An 18,229-nucleotide genomic window follows, 5' to 3' on the forward strand; every position below is an offset into this window, starting at 1 on the left:
ATTATTCCTTTATAACATACCCTAATCCTTTTATGGTATGGATTAATTTGTGTTCGTATGGATGATCAATCTTTTTTCGCAAATAATTGATATAGACATCCACAACATTGGTATTCATATCAAAATTGATATTCCAGACATTGTCCAGAATTTTTGCCCGGGAAAGGATTATCCCGGAATTTTTTGCCAGATAATAGAGTAAATTAAATTCTTTTGCTGTAAGTACAATGGTTTCACCGTTTCGCTTTACCATTTTTGTACGGATATCAATTTCAAGATCGTCGATTGTTATTTTTTCGGCCGGTTTCTGGTCTTGTCCCGCTCTTCTGGCCAATGCATTTACCCGGGCTTCGAGTTCGGAAAACTGGAACGGTTTTGTCAGATAATCGTCGGCACCGGCATTTAATCCGTGTACAATATTATCGCTGCTGCTAAGTGCCGTAAGCATGAGTATCGGAACAAAATTTCCGGCAGCGCGTAAACGGCGGCAAATTTCAATTCCGTTAATATCGGGTAGCATAACGTCCAATACGATCACATCGAATTGGGTATACTGAATCATTTCAAGAGCTGTTGTTCCGTCTAATGCCGCACTTACGTCGTGGTTTTTTTCGGAAAGTCCTTTCCGTAAAGCCGAAAGTAGATTGGGCTCGTCTTCAACGATTAATAATTTCATAGTACGGGAGCGTTTTTACAAAAATAGAAATTAAAATCATAAGGATTCGTTAAACCCGATTCTCTTTTATTAAAAAAGAAAAAGTCTTTATATTAAAGTGTTAATTTAAAATAAAGACTTAATATTACTTACTAATAGCTAGTTAGAATTAATCTATTTTTTTAAAAACAAGTTTTAAACCATCGGGATTTGACAGATATAACCTGTTATTTTTTATTTCGTAAGCCGTGCTGCTTTCCAGTGCTTTTACAAATTTAGCTTCGTTTGCCATCTTATCGCAAGCCATTCGGGTAAGACCAACATCGGTAAAGCGCAACAATTCGCGTTCCGAAAACAATTTTCCAAACATACGGTTGCACCCGGCGACTCCGCCAAAGGTAGCTTCCTTAGCTTTGATTTCCATAGAAGGTCGTTTGTTAAAATCGGAATCTTCAATTTTTTTGCCTTCCATTTCTTCCAACACCCAAATGTCGTGTAGTCTATAATCTACAATATAGTTTCCGCAACCTCTAAGGTCTTTAAATTCTTTTTCTCCTGCTTTTTTCAAAGCAACCGTTACGGAATAAGCGTGATCCATATCCGACATCCCATCGGAGCATTTTCCGTAGGCAATTGTAATCTTTATTTCTCCGGCTTTCGATTTACTTTGGTAGGTTTTGATGTTCGCATCCATTACGCGAACCGGTTTCACAGCCGGAAACAGGATTCCTTCCGGATCTTCCGGTGTGGTATATTTAATCTGACTGTTGCTTATTTCCACACCCCAAAATGGTTCCGTTCCGATGGCTTTAAAATAAACCAGGTCGGGATTTGCGGAAACCGTTTCCTTTGGCGTTGCGTTTTCATTGGTTTTCGTACTGTTACAAGCGCATACTATAGCAAGTAGCATTAAAATTCCGATTTTTTTCATGTTCTCTATTTTTATACGAATCAATACGATGCAGAAACCATACCAGATTAATACAATGGCTCACCGTTTAGGTTTGTTGACAAGACTTCACTCATATAATCAAAAAACGGACGCATTGCCTGAAAAGTAGCCAATACTTCTTTTTTAAATTCGGGACTTGTTACTTCCTTGTCGGTAAAACTTCTGGAAATCAGGTATTGTTTTTTGCGGATCAGATCAATGGCCGGATGCGTTTTGTCGAATCCTTTTGGAGCTGTTTTTAACTCCTCGCCTTCCAGGGTTCCAAAAAAACTTTTAAAAGTCGGATCCGAAATAATACTTCTGATTTCTTCATCGTCCATTTCAAACTCCTTTCGAATTCGGTTTAGATCTTCGGCATTCGGATCCCAAAAACCACCGCCTACAAAACTGGCTCCCGGTTCGATATGCAAATAATAACCACCGCGTAACAACGGTTTGGTTCGGGTAAAACCGACACTAAAATGATTTTTATACGGCGATTTGTCTTTTGAAAAACGAACGTCCCGATAGATTCTGAAAATCTGCATTTTTTCGAGACTGTCCTGTTTCCCCAATTCGTCATAGATTTCCTGAAAAAATGCTTTTGCTTTTTTTTCGTGTTGCTGAAATTCTTTTTTATGTTCGGTAAACCATTCCCGATTATTATTGTTTCGTAGTGCGATAAGAATATCGAGTTCCGCTTTTGTGATCATTTTTTCTTTTAAAAGTACGATTTTTTTGATTGTCGGTTTACAATTAAGCGCTCCTTTTTTTAAGAATTTCGACAACATCCTGTAACTGAAATCCTTTTGCCTGCAACAATATCAGATAATGAAAAAGCAGATCCGCACTTTCGTTTAAAAATAAATCGGCATCCGAATCCTTGGCTTCAATAACCATTTCTACCGCTTCCTCACCTACTTTTTGTGCTATTTTATTAATTCCTTTTTTCCATAATTGACTGATATAACTATTTTCCAGCGGTTCTTCTTTGCGATTCCGGATACATTGTTCCAATTCCGACAAAAAGCCATAATCCGATTGGTTGGATTCGCCCCAACAGGTATCCGTTCCTTTATGACAAACCGGGCCTTCCGGATGTACACGAACCAAAATCGTGTCGTTATCGCAATCGGTTGTAAGACTTACAAGATGTAAAAAATTCCCGCTTTTTTCTCCTTTTACCCATATCGCATTGCGACTACGGCTAAAAAAGGTCACCTTTCCGGTTTCCAGCGTGGCAGTATAGGCACTTTCATTCATATAGCCCAGCATTAGAACTGTCTTAGTATTTGCATCCTGAACGACGACCGGAAGCAAACCGTTTTTTGATTTTAAAAAGTTCGGTTTCATAATTATACGATTCTTATAGGAATGTCCTGTTGTTTTAATACTTGTTTTAATACGGGAATTGGAATCGTGTCGTAGTGAAACACACTTGCTGCCAGTGCTGCATCGGCTTTACCGTCGTTAAAAACAGCTATAAAATCGGCTATTTTGCCGGCACCACCCGACGCAATTATGGGAACGTTTACCGTTTGATTTAGTTCTGCTAACATCGTATTGGCAAAACCCTGTTTCCTTCCGTCATGATCAATAGCTGTAAAAAGGATTTCCCCGGCTCCGTTTTCGGTGATTTGCTTTGCCCAGTCTAAGAGTTTCCATTCGGTTTCGAGCTTTCCTCCCATTCGAAAAACCTTCCATCGATCGCCAACAAGCTTTGCATCAATAGCCGCCACGATACACTGACAACCAAAACGTTTGGCCAATTCGGTTACCAATCCCGGATTTTTAAGTGCGGCCGAATTTATCGCAACCTTGTCCGCGCCATTTTGCAACAACTGCTCGACATCCGATACAGTACCTACTCCACCGCCAACCGTAAACGGAATATTGATTGCCGCCGCCACATCACGAACCATTGTAAATAAAGTTTTTCTTTTTTCTTCAGTTGCCGTGATATCCAGAAAGACCAATTCATCCGCTCCATCGCGGGCATATTTATAAGCCAGTTCCACCGGATCGCCGGCATCGGTTAGTCCTTTAAACTGAACGCCTTTTACGGTTCTTCCGTTCTGAATGTCCAGACAGGGGATTATTCGTTTTGTTATCATTTTTGCAATAGTAATTTTTCTAATTCCTGTAAGGATATTCTATTTTCGTAAATCGCTTTACCAATAATGGCTGCATTACAACCTAATTCGTCGAGTTGTAACAGCGCTTCGATATCTGAAATCCCACCCGAAGCAATTAGTTTGATCTCCGGAAAAGTTGCCATTAATTCGGAATATAAACCGATAGCAGGCCCTTCTAAAGTTCCGTCGCGATTAATATCGGTGCAGATCACATATTCAATTCCTTTTTTGACGTAATCCGCTAAAAACGGAATGATCATCTGATCGCTTTCTTCCAGCCAACCGGAAATAGCCACTGTTGACTCTTTAACATCGGCTCCCAAAATAATTTTGGAACTTCCATAATCGCGTATCCAACCGGAAAACCGCTCCGGATCTTTAACCGCGATACTACCGCCGGTAATCTGTGAAGCACCGCTATTAAAAGCGATTCGTAAATCATCGTCCGATTTGATACCACCGCCGAAATCAATGATAAGGTTGGTTTTTACGGCTATCTTTTCCAATACTTTATAGTTGATTATCCGGTCGGATTTGGCACCATCCAGATCCACCAAATGCAGGTATTGCATACCGTGGGCTTCAAATCGTTTGGCCATTTCCAGCGGATCATCGCTATAAACCGTCATTTTTTGATAATCTCCGTTTAACAAGCGGACACATTTTCCGTCGATAATATCCAGTGCCGGAATAATTCTCATTTTCATACGTTTAAAAAATTGGTGAGTACTTGCGCGCCAACTTCCCCGCTTTTTTCCGGGTGAAATTGAACGCCGTAAAAATTCTCTTTTTGTATCGCCGAGCTAAAAGTGGTATCGTAACCGGTTGTAGCGATACATTCCGGAATTAGCGGAACATAATAACTATGCACAAAATACAGGTACGGCTCTCCGGTTATTCCGCGAAACAAATCGGATTTACAATTTGCAACGGTATTCCATCCGATCTGTGGGACTTTAACCCGGTTTGAAAAACGAACCACATCGGTATCAAAAATTCCCAGTCCGTTTGTATTTCCTTCTTCCGTATACCTGCACAACAATTGCATTCCCAGGCAAATACCCAATACGGGTTGTTGTAATGCCGGAATAACTTGATCGAGTTTTGTTGCTTTTAACCGGACCATTGCCGTCGACGCTTCACCAACACCCGGAAAAATGACTTTATCGGCCGATCGGATCAGTCCTGGATCGGTTGTAACCGTAGCGGCATAGCCCAGTCGTTTTAAGGCAAATAAAACACTTTGCACATTTCCCGCACCATAATCGATAATTGCTATTTTCATCTTATAAAAATGCTTTAGTTGATGGTAGAATCATCTTGTCGGGATCTCGTTTTAAGGCCATTTTAATCGCTTTTGCAAAGGCTTTAAAAATGGCTTCAATTTTATGATGTTCGTTGTTGCCTTCGGCTTTAATGTTTAGGTTTACCCGTGCTGCATCGGTAAACGATTTAAAAAAATGAAAAAACATCTCCGTTGGCATTTGCCCGATATATTCCCTTTTAAAATCGGCTTCCCATACCAACCAATTCCGACCACCAAAATCAATAGCAACCTGTGCCAGACAGTCGTCCATTGGAAGCGTAAAACCGTAACGTTCGATTCCTTGTTTGTTTGGCAAAGCCGCTGCGAAAGCCATTCCGAGTGTAATTGCCGTATCTTCAATAGTGTGGTGTTCGTCTACTTCGAGGTCGCCAATAGCATTAATTTCCAGATCCAATTGTCCGTGACGCGCCAATTGATCTAACATATGGTCGAAAAAAGCAATTCCGGTTGCAATTGAACTTTGTCCCGAACCGTCGATGTTTACTTTTACCGTTATCTCGGTTTCTTCTGTTTTACGGGTTATCGTTGCGCTCCGTTGCGGTAGTTTTAAAAAATCATAAATCGCCTTCCAGTCAACGGTTTTTAACACAATCGTGTCGCACAGTTCGCTTTTTTCGAACGAAAGTTCTGTAGTACCCAGATTTTCATCTTCGTTGATAAAAATGGCTTTACAACCCAGATTTTTAGCCAATTCGACATCAGTAAAACGATCTCCGATAACAAAAGAATGCTTTAAATCATATTCCGGATCGTTCAAATAGTTTTGTAACATTCCCGTACGCGGTTTCCGATTTGGACTATTCGCTTCCGGAAAACTTCGGTCGATATAAATCGCATCAAAGACAACGGACTCGTTTTTAAAACTTTTGACAATAAAATCCTGTATCGGATTAAACACCGATTCCGGATACTCCGCAGTTCCCAACCCGTCCTGATTGGTAACCATCACCAGTTCAAAATTAAATTCAGAAGCTATTTTTCCTAAATAACGGAACACTTCCGGGTAAAACTCCAGTTTTTCGAAAGAATCCACTATGTAATCCTCCGGTTCTTTTACCAGTGTTCCATCGCGATCTATAAAAAGTACCTTTTTCATAATGCTGTTTCCTGAATTTTTAATATAACCTGTGTCAAAATTCTGTTTTCGTCGGGAGTACCAATTGTAATCCGCAAACAATTATCACATAAAGGGTAGTTGTTTCGGTTCCGAACCACAATACCGTTTTCCAACAATTGTCGGTACCTTTTGTCGGCATTGTCAACCCGGATTAATAAAAAATTGGCGTCCGACGGATATATTTTTGTTATAAAATTGACTTGAAGTAAAACTTTAACTAACACTTTTTTTTCCTTTTGAATTAAAGCTATTTCTTTTTCTATATTATTTATTAGTGTTACTTTTTCCTGTTGTAAGGTACCAATGTTATACGGCGGTTTTATTTTGTGTAAAAGCGCTGTAATTTCGGGAGAAGCAAAAGCCATTCCCAGTCGGATGCCAGCCATTCCATAGGCTTTGGAAAGCGTTTGAATGACAATCAGATTGTCAAAAGCGATTCCTTTCCGAATCCAACTTTCCTGCGTTGTAAAATCGACATAGGCTTCATCCAAAACCACAATTCCGTTAAAACGATCTAAAAGTGTCCGTATGCTTTCTTCTGACAATAGATTCCCGGTCGGATTATTCGGAGAGCAAAGGAACAGTAGCTTTGTACGTTTGTCAACCTGCTCCAGAATCGGAGTAATATCCGGTTGAAAATCGGTAGTTAACAACACTTCCCGGTTTTCAATTCCGTTCAAATCGGCCAATACCGAATACATTCCGTAAGTTGGCGGCAAACTAATTATATTGTCCTTTCCCGGTTCGCAAAAGACTCTGAAAATCAGATCCAGTATTTCGTCGCTTCCATTTCCTAACGTAATCCGATTTTCTGATATATCTTTTATAATCCCGATCTTCTTTTTTACCGTCAATTGTTTTGAATCCGGATAGCGATTCCATCCATTTTCAAACGGACTTTCATTGGCATCGAGAAAAATCATCCCCTTGTCAGCACCATTAAATTCATCTCTGGCCGAGGTATAGGGCTTCATTTTTAAAATCGTATTCCGAACCAGTTTATTTAGATCAACTGTTTTCATACTGCAACTCTTTTAATCGGATGGTAATGGCATTTTTATGCGCTTCCAGACCTTCGGCCGCGGCCATAACTTCAATGCTTTGTCCGATAGCCTGAATACCTTCCGGTGATAACTTTTGAAAGCTGATCGTTTTCTGAAAACTATCCAAAGTAATCCCGCTATAATTCCGGGCAAAACCATTGGTTGGTAAGGTATGGTTTGTTCCGGAAGCGTAATCGCCTGCACTTTCGGGAGAATAATTCCCTACAAAAACCGATCCTGCATTTTGAATTCCTTTAATAAAGAAAGCTTCATCAGCGGAACAAATCATAAAGTGCTCCGGCGCATATTCGTTTATAAAATCCAATGCTTCGGTTTCGGTTTCCATATAAATAAACCGTGCATTCCGGATGGCTTCCGACGCAATTTCTTTTCTGGGTAAATCGGCTAACTGGCGCGGTATTTCCCGGATGACTTTTTGCAGTAAATTTTTACTATTCGAAACCAAAACCACCTGACTGTCTTTTCCGTGTTCCGCCTGACTTAATAAATCGGCCGCAACAAAAGCAGCCTTTGCAGTTTCATCGGCAAAAATGAGTAACTCCGATGGTCCGGCCGGCATATCTATAGCTGTTCCAAATTGCGTTGCGACCTGTTTGGCACAGGTTACAAACTGATTTCCAGGGCCGAAGATTTTATAAACTTTAGGGATGGTTTCCGTGCCCAATGCCATTGCGGCAATTGCCTGAATTCCTCCTGCTTTTATAATCGTCGTAACACCACAAATATGCGCTGCATAGAGAATCGCCGGATTGATTTTACCCGATTGATCCGGTGGTGAACAAAGCACAATTTCATTACAACCGGCCAATTGAGCCGGAATAGCCAACATCAATACTGTTGAAAATAACGGAGCTGTTCCGCCCGGAATATACAAACCTACTTTCTGAATGGGCATTTTTTCGAACCAGCACATGACTCCCGGTACAGTCTCAAGACTAATCGGTATTGTTCTTTGTTTTTCATGAAAACGCTTAATATTACTTTTAGCAAGCTCAATGGCTGTTTTCAGATCGGTCGAAACCAATTCTATTGCCTCCTGAATTTCTACTTCTGTGACACGCAAGTTTTCCAATACCACCCCATCAAAAAGATCGGTATATTTATGTACAGCGGCATCCCCTTTTACAGCTACTTCCTTAAAAATCAGTTTTACCGTAGCTTCAATTGAATCATAGTTTTGTACAGGACGCTTTATCAATTCTGACCAGGTGTTTCGCGTTGGACGTTCAATTATTTTCATAATGCAATTTTTTCGATTGGACAAATCAGTATATCCTGAGCACCATTGGCCTTAAGTTTATCAATGACGTCCCAAAATGCCGTTTCACTAATAACCGTCTGGAGACTACTCCATCCTTCGAGACTTAACGGAACAATCGTAGCACTTTTTAAAACGGGTAATAACTTACTGATTTCTTCTATTTTGTCATTCGGAACATTCATCAGTAAGTATTTGGATTGAGAAGCCCTTAAAACCGACTGTAGCCGAAACAGAAAACGATCCATAATCACTTTGTTTTCCGGTTTTACATTAGGAGAAACGGCCAAAACAGCTTCACTTTCAAGGATTACCGCTACTTCTTTTAAATTATTTCTAGCCAGTGTATCCCCGGAAGAAACAATATCCACGATCGCATCGGCCAGTCCAATATTTGGAGCTATCTCAACGGAACCCGAAATCTGGTGTAATTCGATCGCAGTATTTTGAGATTTAAAGTAACGACTGGTAGTTTCCGGATAAGTTGTTGCAATCCGTAATCCGTTAAGATCATTAATTGAAATAAAAGGAAACGCCTCCGGAACGGCTACAGCAACCCGGCATTTCGAAAAACCTAATGGCATTAGCGTTTCAATGGGGAATCCTTTTTCGAATAATAAGTTTTGTCCAATGATTGCAAGATCGGCGACACCATCCATAAGATATTGCGGAATATCGGAATTTCGCAAAAAAAGGATTTCCAGAGGGAAATTTGCGACTCTTGCTTTTAACTGGCCATTTCCGCTTTCGATGGAAAGACCACATTTTTTTAGTAAGCTAAGACTATCTTCGCTTAGTCTGCCCGATTTTTGAAGGGCAATTTTTAAAGTACTCATAAAAAAACAGGAATAAGTTTGAGCACAACAACGAAGAAGTAAAAAAGAAAAACCCGTTTGATGTACTCAAACGGGTTAAAAAAATATATGTTAATACATATCATTCATTATAACTTCGCTTGAGCGGAGGAATAATGATGATGATGTAATTGATTGCTAAACATTTTCTTTTTTGTATTTTACAAATGTACTGACAAATAAAACAATAAAACAAGCTTTTGTTTTATTTTTTATTGAATGTTCTTAAAAAACTAGACAATTACCCGAAGTGAATTTTGTAATATGTTGATTTTGAATTTGTTTTCATTAAACTGGTAGTATTCACCATCCAATTGCATCGGTATTGTATCTTGATCGGAGATTTCCACATTCACTTCTTTTATAAGCTGATGACTGGCTTTTTTAAAACGTTCGGTTTTGTTTAATAATACCAATGCTCCAAAATACATTTGCTCCAGAATATTTAATTTCGGGACGACCAATAAGTCCAACCAACCATCCTGAAGACTTGCTTTTGGTGTTAAACTCATATTATATCCCATTTCGTTCGAATTGGAAATAAAAAATAACATCGGGTTGGTTTCGAATGTTTTACCATTACATGCAACAATGGCTTTATGCGGCTTATAATTTGCCGCAGCCAATAGTGAGGCCTTTACATAAGACGACAGATTACGTGTTGGCATACCCTCATATTTCTGAATAATTTTGGCATCGATACCAATTCCCATATTACTAAAAAAATAATGTCCGTTTACCATACCAACATCAATAGCTGATGGCTGTCCGTTTTTTATAGTGTCGATCGCTTTTTTAAAATCTTTAGCAATATTCAGATTGGAAGCAAGACCATTCCCCGATCCTACCGGTAGAATTCCCAGTATAATATCGGTATTAACCAATCCGGAAGCCACTTCATGAATTGTTCCATCACCACCACAAGCCACTATGATATCCGGGTTTTTAGCCACCGCATCACGGGTTAGTGTAATCGCATGTTTTTTATATTCCGAATATTCAACAACTAACTTATAGTCTTCTAAAGGGAAGAATTGTTCTAAATCCTGTTTCGCAATCTTGTGTTTTCCTTTTCCTGAAATAGGGTTAACAATAAAGTGGATGTATTTCATTAAAATTACCGATAGTGAATTATTCGTGCAAAAGTATGGAATTTTCAGTGCAACTTTTTTAAAATTCAATATCGTACGGCTTTTTTTATATTTTTGCTAAAAACTATATTATGATTTCCTATCTTAAAAAGCTAACTCCTTTTTACAATTTATTGTTATTTTACATTATAGCAAGTATTATTTTAAGAATAGTCTTGATTTTTCACCCGATAACACAAGCCAGTTTTAGCTTTTTTGAGATCGTAAAAATATTTGGAATCGGATTAATCTCAGATTTCTTTGTTTTTGTAATCATTGGGGCTTTATTATGGCTTTATCTCGTTTTCCTTTCAGATTCAAAGTTTTACAAACCCTGGGGATATATTATTTTTGGATGTTTAGTCGCATTACTGGCTTATGTTAGTTTTGGGAATACTATTTTAAACGAATACGGTGGCGTACTTCCTGAAATCGGAATCAGTTTTGTGGCGCTAAAAACGGTGCTGTTTGGAGCGTTGTTATTTTTACCAAAATACCGTTCTAAAATCCGATTGGCCTTATACTCCATTACGATATTCATTTTTGTTTTATGTATACTACAAAATACGATCAGCGAATTCTTCTTTTGGAACGAATTTGGTGTCCGTTATAATTTTATAGCGGTTGATTATCTGGTTTATACCAACACTGTAATCGGAAACATTATGGAATCCTATCCGGTAGTTCCGCTTTTTACGGGAATTGGAATTGTTGCCGTACTGGTTACCTGGTTTGTGGTAAAAAGATCCCGAAATTATCTGGACAACCTACCAACCTTTAAAGAAAAAATTGTTATAACGATTGGCTATGTCGTATTATTCGGCCTTTCAATAACCGCAATACCGGCATTGGCCCGACTGGAAGATTCTCAGAATGTTTTTGCCAACGAACTGGAAGCCAATGGTAGCTATCGTTTCTTTCTGGCGTTTAAAAACAGCGAACTGGATTATTTCAAATTCTATAATAATGTCCCAAAAGAGGAAGCTTTTGCCTTATTGCGCAAACAAATTCCGGAATTAACCGGAAATACGATGGAACGACAAATAACCGGTAAAGGACCAGAGACACATAAAAATGTAGTTCTTATCACTGTAGAAAGCCTTAGTGCCGAATTTATGAAAGCTTATGGCAACGAACAAAACATTACACCTTTCCTGGATTCATTGGCCGAACAAAGTCTTTTCTTTACTAATTTATATGCTACCGGAAACCGTACCGTTCGCGGATTGGAAGCCGTAACGCTATCCTTACCTCCTACAGCCGGTGAAAGTGTTGTAAAGCGAAAAGACAACAAAAATAAATTCTCTACAGGTCATATATTCCAGCAAAAAGGATATAATGTAAAATATATGTATGGAGGTGACGCCTATTTTGATAATATGAGGGACTTTTTTGGAGGTAATAATTATGATATCGTCGATAAAACCACTTTTACGCCTCAGGAAATTACTTTCCAAAATATTTGGGGTGTTTGTGATGAAGATATGTATACCAAAGCCATCAAGGTTATGAATGACGAAGCCAAAGAAGGCAAACCGTTTTTCAATCATATTATGACGGTGAGTAACCACCGACCTTTTACGTATCCGGATAATAAAATCGATATCCCATCGGATTCCAAACAACGTGAAGGTGGTGTAAAATATACTGATTATTCCCTTCGGAAGTTTTTTGAAGCAGCACAAAAACAACCGTGGTTTAACAATACTGTTTTTGTGATTGTAGCCGATCATTGCGCTTCGAGTGCCGGAAAAACAGAACTTCCGCTTGATAAATACCATATCCCGGCGATGATTTATGCGCCTGGTTTTATTACACCGGGTCAGAATAACATATTAATGTCTCAAATTGACTTGATGCCAACCTTAATGGGAATTCTTAACTTTAATTACAAAAGTAAATTCTTCGGACAGGATGTGCTTCAAAGCGGCTACCATCCACGTGCTTTGATTGCTACCTATCAGGATCTTGGCTTTATAAAAGACAATACGTTAACCATATTGTCACCGGTGCGAAAAGTAAAACAGTTTTCCCTTCAATTACAGCCGGTAGCCCAAGGAAGTAAGGCCATGCCTTTATTTTTCGAGCAACAACCGCTTAGTACGGAACGCAAGGAATTAACACAGGAAAGTATCGCCTATTACCAGGTAGCCTCCTACTATCTCCAGCAGCAATTGTATAACAACAACTAAATACTAAAAGAGCCACGCTAAGCGTGGCTCTTTTTATTATGACAAATAACGTTCCTGGTATACGCGGACATGATGATTTTGGTGTCCGATGATCATAAACCCTAAGGCACGAACCGACATTCGGTTATTAGAGGCAATCCCCGATTTTAATAAATCTTCTGGTGTATAACTTTTAAATAACGTAATCGTTCCCTGACGTACAATTGTCAATTCCGTTAATAAATCTTTTAAATGACGTTTATTGGCCACCGGATTTACCACATCGGCGAAACTATTTTCGTCAAATCCCGGTAATTCTGTAGCGTCATTACGGGAGAAACGCAAAGCACGGTAGGCAAATATTCGTTCCGTATCGATAATATGCTGGATAATTTCCTTAATGGTCCACTTTCCTTCTGCATAGCGATAATCGAATTTATCCATTGGAATATCCTGAATAAACCGAATGGTACTGTAAAGACTAATTTCCAGTTCATCTATAAGATCGATCGCCGGATCCAGTGCATTTATATAGGTTTGGTAATAGGGTGCGTACTCAGACGGATCTAATTCGGTAGGTTTCATTGGTTCTGTTTTATGGTTGGTGTAAATGTAAAAAGAAAAACCCTCAGGATTAGCTGAGGGTTTCTTAAAATATAGTCAAATATTACATATCTTTAAAGATAGTGTGCATCAGACGTTTTTTGTCGTTAATGCTTTCTTCCAATGAAATCATTGTTTCGGTTCTGTAAACACCATCGATATCATCAATCATAAAGATAACTTCTTTAGCATGTTTGGTATCTTTAGCTCTGATTTTACAGAAAATATTGAATTTACCAGTAGTAACGTGTGCTACGGTAACAAAAGGAATTTCATTAATACGTTCTAATACAAATTTGGTTTGAGAAGTATTGTGAAGGAAAACCCCAACGTAAGCGATAAAAGAATATCCTAATTTCTCGTAATCCAGTGTTAACGAAGACCCTTGAATAATTCCTGCATCTTCCATTTTTTTTACTCGTACGTGAACGGTACCAGCAGAGATCAGCAATTTTTTAGCAATATCGGTAAAAGGTACTCGCGTATTATCAATCAACATGTCTAAAATTTGATGATCTACTTCATCCAAACGAAACTTACTCATAAAGTTATATTTATCAATTTATATTCAAAATGCAAATCTACGACAAATTAACACTAATTCTTCAGTATAATTACTGAATTATCATTTTTTTAGCAAACCATTAACAATTTTCTGTTCATTTGCTACTAAAAAATCAGCTTTGTCATTAATCATCGGTATGGCTCCATTTGAATTCCGAATGCTTTCATTTTTGAAATCGTATTCGGTGTGACCATAATAATCCGATAATGTCCCTGTTTCTGCAATATACGCCTCGAACACAATTTTATCATTTTCGAGGATTTCTTTATATTGGGCTGCGAAATTAGTAATTTTTTGGTTATCGGCAGCATCAATTTTGATATTTTTATAAATAAAATCAAAAAAGACAATCATATTTTGAGGAATATCGAAATATTCAGCCGTTTTATTGTTAACATGTTCGCTTTTTGAAATAGTTGTCATTGCAACTAAATAAGCTATAAAAATATATTCCCGCGTTACCTCTCTTTCGTAATCGTCAGGAAAATGCCCCGCCTCAAAAAGAATAGTTGGTGTTCCTAATGACTGAAAACGATCACCAATACAATTTATATTAAACGAATCGTCAAACCGCCCTATTTGTTCCGGAATATACTCTTGTAACGCGGCATTCATAGCAACAATAATGCCAATGGCTTGCTCCCGTACCGAATTGATCTCTCTTTCTTCATTATAGGCAGGTGCCAAAAAAGAAACCGTAGCTGGTTTTCCGGTATTTCCGGCTCCGAAAATGGTACGCTGATCGTGTAAATTAAAGCAAAAGTCAGGTTTAAAGCCGTCATATAAAGCTCGTAGTAATTGACTTTCCGGCTGACTTAAATGGAAAGCATCGCGGTTTAGATCGACTTCATTTGCGTTAACTCTGGTATAGGCTGTAGCGCCATCCGGATTCGCAATAGGAACAATCATAAAGCTAAAATTCTCTTTTAATTGAGTAGCTAAAGGATGTGTACTGTTTAAAAGATTTAAAAAATCAAATAAAGCTTTTGTTGTGGTCGATTCGTTACCATGCATTTGCGACCACATATAAATTTTATGAGCCCCACGACCTACTTCAATAGTATATATAGGTTGTTGTTTAACCGATACAGCCGGAGTACTGATTTTAAAATCAGATCCGAGTTGTTTTAAAAGTGGCTCTATACTACTATTAGTAATGTAGCGTCCTGAAAGTGTCTTTTCTTTAAACTGTTGAAATACGGTTTTAAATTCCACGGTGATTTATTTTATTTACAAAAGTAAACATCTATCAAATTACAACTGTAAACAAGGGAATAAAGTTTATAATTTAACTCTGTAAACACGTCATTTACAACAACAGTTTACAATAGTATCTAATATTTAGTGTTGTTAAATAATATGGTTTAGTGTTTAAATATCAATCATTTATTCCGTATTATTTAAAGTGTTTTTATAATGTAATAAGCGTTGTTTACAATTGTAAAAGTACATTCTTTATGAATAATTGTTACATTTGTAATCAACCTATTTTAAAATTGTTTTACAATGGTAAACACGGATGACTTTATTAAACGACTGGAAATACTACTCGAGTATTATGGTCTTTCGGCTTCGGCTTTTGCTGATTCAATTGGCGTACAACGCTCCAGTTTGTCTCACCTGCTCTCCGGTAGAAACAAACCAAGTTTGGATTTTATACTTAAAATAATAGCGTATTATCCTGAAGTGGATTTGTACTGGATTTTAAACGGTAAAGGTGAATTCCCAAAACAAGAGTCAGACAATATAGCTGTGCCTGCTACTGCTCCATCCGATTTATTTACTAAAATTGAAGAGCCTGTTAAACCTATTTCGGAACCAAAGCCTTATATACCTCTAAAAGATACCGACGAAATAGAGCGTATTGTAATTTTTTTTAAAAACGGGACTTTTAAGGAATATATACAAAAATAAAATCTCCGCTATCTATAAATAGACAACGGAGATATATAACCAACCACAAACTTTAAAATAAAAACAAACTTTCCTGCCCTAAACTGTATTGTACCTAAACATTATATTCATAGCAATTTTTCCCTGACGTTTCCTCCCAAAAACCGGAAATACAGTTTATCCACTGCAGTTTTCGTACTCCGGGCAGAAAAGATGTAAATTAGTTTTTGCCTGGTAAAAGCCTGAATTAATACCGAAACAAACCCTAATTTCAGGGTATATACGAAGAGGTTGTATTTATGGTTTTAATAAAGTTGATTTTTTTACGATTTTTTTTTCGGCACAAAGCTATACTCCGGAATTTTCCCGGTTACGCCAACATAATTTTGTTCTAGTATTTCAAAATCACTGTCCCGATTTCCTGTCGGGTAAAAAGGAGCTCCGATTTTTACTTCTTTTTTTCCATAATCAAAAGCCACCGGAATTATAGGTACACCTGCTTTTATAGCGATATAATAAAAGCCTGTTTTCCATTCGGTTACTCTTTTTCGGGTTCCTTCCGGCGCTATAGCAAGTCGGAAAACGGATTTGTTTTCAAAAACTTTTGCTATTGCATCGACTTTATTTTCGTTTTTCTGACGGTTTAATGGCGCGCCGCCCATCCATCGGAAATAGAATCCAAATGGAAACGCGAATAATTCTTTTTTGGCGACAAAATTCATTTCCTGATTCATAATTCCACGTGTAAAAACACCGAGGTAAAAGTCGTGCCAACTCGTGTGTGGCACTACTATCATCACACATTTTTTGATTTCAGGAGCAATGGTTCCGTTAATCGACCAGCCCATACACTTAAAGAAGATAAAACGATAAAGATTTTGTTTCATTTTAGAAAGTTTGCTGTAAAAATAGCATTATATTTACGAATAGAAAATGTTGCCAAATGATATCGAAGAAACTGCTGAGTTACTTTATACCTATTAAAATTCACCAAAAAAAATCAGCAATCAATAAAAACCTGGAAGTTACCTGGACCAATGGTCAGCTGGTAATGGATTCTAAAAATACCAATTACTCCTACGGTAGCTTACAGCGAATCCTCCGAAAAGGACTGCATTATATCGGTTTCGAAAGAATACGTAATTTTAAAAGCATCCTTGTTTTAGGTGTGGCTGGCGGTAGTGTGGTTAAAACACTAACGGATGAAATTGGTTTTAAAGGTAAAATTACCGGTGTGGAACTCGATCCGGAAGCGATAGCACTGGCGAAACAATATTTTCAAATCGACAGTATTCCGAACTTTACGATCGTACAGGATGATGCTTTTGAGTTTGTTTTAAAAACCCGTGAAAAATACGATCTTATTATTATCGATGTGTTTCAGGATACCGTGATGCCTAATTTTTTATTTGAAGAATTTTTTATAAACAGGGTTAACTTTTTGCTTACTATAAATGGTTTTATCTTATTTAATACCATGGTTTTAAATGGTGATCATAAACAACGAAACAGTGATTATCGTTCGCGATTTGATCCGAATTATTCGGTACGTATGTATCCAAAAGTAGAAGATCACAACGAGCTGTTTACCATTAAAAAACTGGCCTGATTATGCTAACAAATACCATCACACTTGAAATTAAAAAAGCCTCAAAAGAAAGTACACCCATACTAACTACGGAAATTTCAATTGCTGATCAAAGTTGGCCACTGCATACCAATTATTTTGCGATTCTATGGATTCACAGTGGAAAAGGAATGGTAGAAACCGACCTGATGAAAGTTCCTTATGCCGAAAATGAAATCTATTGTTTTAATACCTATCAGGCATTTGCACTACATTCAAAAGGAACAACCAATGCGACGCTCCTATTATTTCATGCCAATTTCTTTTGTATTGAAACCTACCATCATCAGGTAGGCTGTAATGGCGTATTGTTTAACAATAGTTATGCAACATCTAAAATTGCTATTCCCGCCAAAGATCGTAATGAGTTGCTAACGTTATTCCAAAACATCAAAAGTGAAATCAAAGAAGCGGAACTGGCTTCAAATGAACTTGTTTTTTCCTACCTTAAGATATTCCTGATCAAATTGACACGTTTAAAAAGTGAAACGGAAACGCTTATTTCTCCCGATATTCCAACACTCCCGGATTATCTGCTGCAATTGACTGATCTGATTAACGAACATTTTCAGTCGCAACACCAACCGGCTTTTTATGCCGAAAAATTAAATACTACGGTTAAAACCCTTAGCACGGCAACCAAACAATATTATCAAAAAACCGTTTCGGCACTGATCATAGAAAAACTGATCCTAAAAGCCAAATGGGAATTATTGCACACCAATACGCAAATTAAAACCATCGCTTCCGATCTGGGATTTAAAGACGAATACTATTTTAGTCGGTTTTTTAAAAAACATATCGGACTTTCGCCCAAACACTACCGGGAAGAAGAATGGAAAATCCGAAAAGGATTTTTGTCCATTCCTTAGCCCTTTTTGTTCATTTTCTGTTTAAAC

Annotated in this window: 20 protein-coding genes; 4 read left to right on the plus strand and 16 right to left on the minus strand. The window is 37.8% G+C overall.

Features of this window, described 5'->3' with window-relative positions:
• Position 1 precedes the first annotated feature (1 nt).
• From AAFN64_RS08305 to AAFN64_RS08360, 12 genes are all read right to left on the minus strand, one after another.
• Complete coding sequence (locus AAFN64_RS08305) at positions 2-676, minus strand: response regulator transcription factor (protein ID WP_300491223.1); 675 nt, start codon at positions 674-676, stop codon at positions 2-4.
• A gap of 148 nt (positions 677-824) precedes the next feature.
• Complete coding sequence (locus AAFN64_RS08310; RefSeq protein WP_347760094.1) at positions 825-1,586, minus strand: META domain-containing protein; 762 nt, start codon at positions 1,584-1,586, stop codon at positions 825-827.
• Between the two features lie 47 nt (positions 1,587-1,633).
• On the minus strand, positions 1,634-2,299 hold the full coding sequence (locus AAFN64_RS08315; protein WP_300491229.1) for a DUF2461 domain-containing protein: 666 nt from the start codon (positions 2,297-2,299) through the stop codon (positions 1,634-1,636).
• 43 nt (positions 2,300-2,342) lie between these two features.
• The gene (gene hisIE, locus AAFN64_RS08320) at positions 2,343-2,939 is read right to left on the minus strand and encodes a bifunctional phosphoribosyl-AMP cyclohydrolase/phosphoribosyl-ATP diphosphatase HisIE (RefSeq protein ID WP_300491231.1); all 597 of its coding nucleotides are present in this window, start codon (positions 2,937-2,939) and stop codon (positions 2,343-2,345) included.
• Between the two features lie 2 nt (positions 2,940-2,941).
• Positions 2,942-3,700, minus strand: a complete 759-nt coding sequence (gene hisF, locus AAFN64_RS08325; protein ID WP_347760095.1) for an imidazole glycerol phosphate synthase subunit HisF — start codon at positions 3,698-3,700, stop codon at positions 2,942-2,944.
• The gene (hisA, locus tag AAFN64_RS08330) at positions 3,697-4,422 is read right to left on the minus strand and encodes a 1-(5-phosphoribosyl)-5-[(5-phosphoribosylamino)methylideneamino]imidazole-4-carboxamide isomerase (RefSeq protein WP_347760170.1); all 726 of its coding nucleotides are present in this window, start codon (positions 4,420-4,422) and stop codon (positions 3,697-3,699) included. Before hisA ends, hisF begins: the two co-directional genes overlap by 4 nt.
• A 2-nt stretch (positions 4,423-4,424) precedes the next feature.
• On the minus strand, positions 4,425-5,006 hold the full coding sequence (gene hisH, locus AAFN64_RS08335; protein ID WP_347760096.1) for an imidazole glycerol phosphate synthase subunit HisH: 582 nt from the start codon (positions 5,004-5,006) through the stop codon (positions 4,425-4,427).
• A gap of 1 nt (position 5,007) precedes the next feature.
• Positions 5,008-6,144 (minus strand): bifunctional histidinol-phosphatase/imidazoleglycerol-phosphate dehydratase HisB, encoded by a 1,137-nt coding sequence (gene hisB, locus AAFN64_RS08340; protein ID WP_347760097.1) that lies wholly within the window; start codon positions 6,142-6,144, stop codon positions 5,008-5,010.
• The gene (gene hisC, locus AAFN64_RS08345; RefSeq protein WP_347760098.1) at positions 6,141-7,187 is read right to left on the minus strand and encodes a histidinol-phosphate transaminase; all 1,047 of its coding nucleotides are present in this window, start codon (positions 7,185-7,187) and stop codon (positions 6,141-6,143) included. Before hisC ends, hisB begins: the two co-directional genes overlap by 4 nt.
• Positions 7,174-8,469, minus strand: a complete 1,296-nt coding sequence (hisD, locus tag AAFN64_RS08350; protein ID WP_347760099.1) for a histidinol dehydrogenase — start codon at positions 8,467-8,469, stop codon at positions 7,174-7,176. Before hisD ends, hisC begins: the two co-directional genes overlap by 14 nt.
• The gene (hisG, locus tag AAFN64_RS08355) at positions 8,466-9,323 is read right to left on the minus strand and encodes an ATP phosphoribosyltransferase (protein ID WP_300491243.1); all 858 of its coding nucleotides are present in this window, start codon (positions 9,321-9,323) and stop codon (positions 8,466-8,468) included. The genes hisD and hisG overlap by 4 nt, the downstream gene beginning before the upstream one ends.
• A gap of 251 nt (positions 9,324-9,574) precedes the next feature.
• The gene (locus AAFN64_RS08360; protein ID WP_347760100.1) at positions 9,575-10,453 is read right to left on the minus strand and encodes a diacylglycerol kinase family protein; all 879 of its coding nucleotides are present in this window, start codon (positions 10,451-10,453) and stop codon (positions 9,575-9,577) included.
• 110 nt (positions 10,454-10,563) lie between these two features.
• On the opposite strand from AAFN64_RS08360, the gene AAFN64_RS08365 reads away from it, so the two are divergent.
• Positions 10,564-12,663 carry an LTA synthase family protein gene (locus AAFN64_RS08365; RefSeq protein WP_347760101.1) on the plus strand — a complete coding sequence of 700 codons (2,100 nt, stop codon included), beginning with the start codon at positions 10,564-10,566 and terminating at the stop codon, positions 12,661-12,663.
• 36 nt (positions 12,664-12,699) lie between these two features.
• On the opposite strand, the gene AAFN64_RS08370 is transcribed toward AAFN64_RS08365, so the two are convergent.
• The 3 genes from AAFN64_RS08370 to AAFN64_RS08380 all read right to left on the minus strand — a co-directional run bounded on the left by AAFN64_RS08370 (position 12,700) and on the right by AAFN64_RS08380 (position 15,025).
• Positions 12,700-13,227, minus strand: a complete 528-nt coding sequence (locus AAFN64_RS08370) for a DinB family protein (protein ID WP_300491249.1) — start codon at positions 13,225-13,227, stop codon at positions 12,700-12,702.
• 82 nt (positions 13,228-13,309) lie between these two features.
• On the minus strand, positions 13,310-13,789 hold the full coding sequence (locus tag AAFN64_RS08375) for a winged helix-turn-helix transcriptional regulator (RefSeq protein WP_136401578.1): 480 nt from the start codon (positions 13,787-13,789) through the stop codon (positions 13,310-13,312).
• 81 nt (positions 13,790-13,870) lie between these two features.
• A complete protein-coding gene (locus AAFN64_RS08380) occupies positions 13,871-15,025 on the minus strand; it encodes a M14 metallopeptidase family protein (protein ID WP_347760102.1) in 1,155 nt (384 codons plus the stop codon).
• A 291-nt stretch (positions 15,026-15,316) separates the two neighbouring features.
• Here AAFN64_RS08380 and AAFN64_RS08385 point away from each other — a divergent pair, with 291 nt between their 5' ends.
• Positions 15,317-15,724 (plus strand): helix-turn-helix transcriptional regulator, encoded by a 408-nt coding sequence (locus tag AAFN64_RS08385; RefSeq protein WP_347760103.1) that lies wholly within the window; start codon positions 15,317-15,319, stop codon positions 15,722-15,724.
• Positions 15,725-16,026: 302 nt separating this feature from the next.
• On the opposite strand, the gene AAFN64_RS08390 is transcribed toward AAFN64_RS08385, so the two are convergent.
• Positions 16,027-16,590 carry a 1-acyl-sn-glycerol-3-phosphate acyltransferase gene (locus AAFN64_RS08390; RefSeq protein ID WP_347760104.1) on the minus strand — a complete coding sequence of 188 codons (564 nt, stop codon included), beginning with the start codon at positions 16,588-16,590 and terminating at the stop codon, positions 16,027-16,029.
• A gap of 56 nt (positions 16,591-16,646) precedes the next feature.
• Between AAFN64_RS08390 and AAFN64_RS08395 the strand changes: the two genes are divergently transcribed.
• Positions 16,647-17,312 (plus strand): fused MFS/spermidine synthase, encoded by a 666-nt coding sequence (locus tag AAFN64_RS08395; protein WP_347760105.1) that lies wholly within the window; start codon positions 16,647-16,649, stop codon positions 17,310-17,312.
• A gap of 2 nt (positions 17,313-17,314) precedes the next feature.
• Positions 17,315-18,202: an AraC family transcriptional regulator gene (locus AAFN64_RS08400; RefSeq protein ID WP_347760106.1), complete on the plus strand. Its 888-nt coding sequence runs from the start codon at positions 17,315-17,317 to the stop codon at positions 18,200-18,202.
• The last annotated feature ends 27 nt before the right edge of the window (positions 18,203-18,229 follow it).

The sequence above is a fragment of the Flavobacterium sp. CAU 1735 genome (assembly GCF_039888695.1).
Lineage (GTDB): Bacteria > Bacteroidota > Bacteroidia > Flavobacteriales > Flavobacteriaceae > Flavobacterium.